We start from the raw sequence: 3,029 nt of genomic DNA, 5'->3' as shown, positions 1-3,029 counted from the left end.
ATAAGCTGTTTATCCTTTGGAGCAAGCGAGGGGTCATAGTTACGTATAGGAGTTGCCCAGTAGGCGAAATCCTTGAACCAGATCTCTGAGCCTGTATAATTAAAATTGGGAAACTCTTTTTCCAGTCCAAGCCAGATGGTCAGGCTTTTACTGTGGACAATTCCCTTTAGGTCTTTAACATATTCTGTGGGAAGATCCTTTATCAGCAGGGGGAGCTCGGTTGCAAAACCTGTGTAGATAATAAGGTCAGAGTTATATATTTCATCGGCTTCCACGCCTGAAACCTTTTCGTCCTGTACAAGAATAGATTTAACTTCACATTCCGTTTTGATCTCAACAGTTTCCGGAAGGGAGTAAAGAATGGCATCTAGCAGGGATTTTAATCCCTTTCTTGGATAGCCCTGAGAACCGTTTACATCATTTGTTGCAAGCCTTTCCAGGGATGCAAACGGCTGAGTAACCCTGGTCATTCTTGCATGAAGAGAAGCATGCAGGTGATACGGAAGGATTGAGGCAAGGATAGATTCTGTAGACTGGGTTTTTTTCGATTCCAGTTTACCTATCATAGCATCAAATTGTTCCTGGGTAATGCTATCCCTGACAAAATTGCTGCCATACAGGATACGTTGAGCCGAGGTCTCTTTCATAGATTTCCCAGAAAGAGAAATGGACATCGTGTCCACAAAGTCATAGGTATCCTTTGAAATACTTTTTGGCAGAAAATCATATACCGCTTGGTCTGAAAGATCTATGCCAAATGAGGAAAGTGTAAAGGCTTTAGTGAGAGTCTGAGAGAGTATAAGCCTATCTTTTCTCGGAAGTACTTCAAAAGTCACGAAGTCTTTCAGGGTTGAAGGAACTTTGAGAAAAGCGTTTTCAGTCCGAATGTAGTAATGCCCATAGTCCTCAAATACAGGCAAAAAATCAAAGTAATTATCCATCAACCTCTTCAGAGGTCCTTCAATTAGATGGGTAATCGCGTGTACTCCTGTATCTACCTGATAGCCATCTACCATGTAACTATTGCAATTTCCTCCAATATGCTGATTTTTTTCAAGAACAATGACTTTTTTTCCGTGTTTAGAAAGCGTTAAAGCTGCTAAAAGCCCACTTATGCCTGCCCCGACAACAACTACGTCATACTTTTTCATTTCCAAAACGACCTCTATTTTTATGACCTATGTTTTTACGACCTATGTTTTTACGACCTATGTTTTTATGACCTATATTTTTCCTGTGAGGCAAGTTTCTAGCCAATGTAACTGTATTAATTGTTACGACTTAAAACCTGATCATAATTTTAGAATTTCTCTTTTGGATTTTAACTTTGTGGAAACCTTTAATTAACAAAAATTTGTCCAGTGCACAGATCTTTCGCTTTTCCGGGCATCCTATCCGATTATTTTTATTTCCTCTTGCATTATTGGCTAAAAGTAGCTAAAAGTAGCTAAATCAAGCCTATTCATTAATTAACGCTGTAAACTCTAGTTACAATTTCATAACTTCTCCATATGCTCTGAAAAAGAACAAAAGTGCATAAATTAAAATAGTAACAGAAAGTAAGGGTTTGTGACTCTTATGGATTTGACGTATGAAATATATCTTATGGCTGGAGGTATATCTTTTCTTACACTCCTCCTGCTGTTTTTAAATTTATATAAAAACAGTCTTATTTCATATTCTCTCAAGCTTTGCAGCTGGATCTGCGGGATGGCAATCAGTTCGGCCAGTCCCTGGGTCAAAATGTTTGTGCTTCATCTTGTGTTTTTCATTCGACTTCTCATGTATCTTGCTATCGTTTCTCTTGAGCAGGTTGATAAGCTAACTGCCAGAGGCCTTTTGAAGCGTTATATATTAGGTACCAGAGTTGTCCTTTCTGAATATACACTCTCTTTCCTTCACTCTTCGAAAGCGATTGAAAGGCATACTCATATCCTTGGCGCTGAGTCCATAAACCGAAAAGATCGATATTGAGAAAGAATTCTTTCAGAAAATAATCGATTTCAGAATTTAGATTTCTTAAATTAGTTTTTCTTTTTAGAGTTTTAGAGTTTATTTGTTTTCAATTTTTTTACTTTTTTTGCTATAAGTCTCATTAGCTACACTTCACAAAATCACTACAAGCTGTTTTTTCTACAATAATAACATGTACCGAAGAATTCGGGTCCTTTTCTGAAATTTAAAGTAATTGGTTAAATTAATGACCCTTTCAAGATAAAAGGAAACGTTGTACGTTTTATATAGCTAGAGAGTATATTTTGTTCGAGTGATTTAAGGCCTAATTGCCCTATGTCGGGAAGCGTCAGGTAATTGGTTCCCTTATTTTCAGAGTTTAAAGGAGTGTGACAATGAACATCACATTAATTGGCATGGCAGGAGCTGGAAAAAGTACTATCGGAAGATCCCTTGCAAAGCGCCTTGGCTATACTTTTATCGATGTGGATCACCTGATAAGGGAAAACACCGGAATGCCTCTCCAGACTCTGATTGATAAAGAAGGAGATTCGGCTTTTATCAGGTTTGAAGAAGAAGCCATTCTCAGTCTCGAGCAGATAGATAGGAGCGTTATTTCACCTGGTGGGAGTGTAATTTATTCCGAAAAAGCCATGAATCATTTGAAAAAAATCTCAAAAATAATCTTTCTGGATACTGCTTTTAGAAGCATTGCCAGAAGGCTTCCTAATGCAAGAAAAAGAGGCATAGTAGGACTCAGGGATAGGAGTTTGAAAGAACTTTTTGAAGAAAGGAAGGGCTTTTATCAGAAATATGCTGATTTTTCAATAAAGCTCAAAGGGAGAGAAAATATTCAGGACATCGATGAAATGATTGTTGAGATATGTTTTGAAGAGAGTACCTGAAATTGTGGCTCAAATAGGTTCATTAAGGTTTCCAGTTGTGTTTTAATATAATTGCTTTTTAACATAATTGCTTTTTAACATAATTGCTTTTTCAACATAATTGCTTTTTAACATAATTGCTTTTTCAACATAATTACTTTTTCAATATAATTACTTTTTCAACATAATTAC

Annotated in this window: 4 protein-coding genes; 2 read left to right on the top strand and 2 right to left on the bottom strand. The window is 36.7% G+C overall.

Annotated features, from left to right (window positions below):
* Both A9239_RS12155 and A9239_RS20950 read right to left on the bottom strand, forming a co-directional pair.
* Window positions 1-1,151, bottom strand: a 1,151-nt coding sequence (locus tag A9239_RS12155; protein ID WP_069575321.1) for an NAD(P)/FAD-dependent oxidoreductase, incomplete at its 3' end; no start/stop codon positions are given.
* Window positions 1,138-1,245 (bottom strand): hypothetical protein, encoded by a 108-nt coding sequence (locus A9239_RS20950; protein WP_369815422.1) that lies wholly within the window; start codon window positions 1,243-1,245, stop codon window positions 1,138-1,140. The genes A9239_RS20950 and A9239_RS12155, both read right to left, overlap by 14 nt.
* Before the next feature lie 465 nt (window positions 1,246-1,710).
* On the opposite strand from A9239_RS20950, the gene A9239_RS12150 reads away from it, so the two are divergent.
* Window positions 1,711-1,974, top strand: coding sequence for a hypothetical protein (locus A9239_RS12150; RefSeq protein WP_230629067.1), 264 nt, complete (start codon window positions 1,711-1,713; stop codon window positions 1,972-1,974).
* A gap of 374 nt (window positions 1,975-2,348) precedes the next feature.
* Window positions 2,349-2,858: a shikimate kinase gene (locus tag A9239_RS12145; protein ID WP_048116452.1), complete on the top strand. Its 510-nt coding sequence runs from the start codon at window positions 2,349-2,351 to the stop codon at window positions 2,856-2,858.
* Window positions 2,859-3,029 lie beyond the last annotated feature (171 nt).

The sequence above is a fragment of the Methanosarcina sp. A14 genome (assembly GCF_001729375.1).
Lineage (GTDB): Archaea > Halobacteriota > Methanosarcinia > Methanosarcinales > Methanosarcinaceae > Methanosarcina > Methanosarcina barkeri.
The sequence above is the reverse complement of the archived record's forward strand: the minus strand, read 5'-3'. Positions and strand labels throughout refer to the sequence as shown.

Bases quoted from the DNA above. Each gene is read 5' to 3' on its own strand.
- A9239_RS12150 (WP_230629067.1), top strand. From the start codon at position 1,711: ATGGCAATCAGTTCGGCCAGTCCCTGGGTCAAAATGTTTGTGCTTCAT.
- A9239_RS12145 (WP_048116452.1), top strand. From the start codon at position 2,349: ATGAACATCACATTAATTGGCATGGCAGGAGCTGGAAAAAGTACTATC.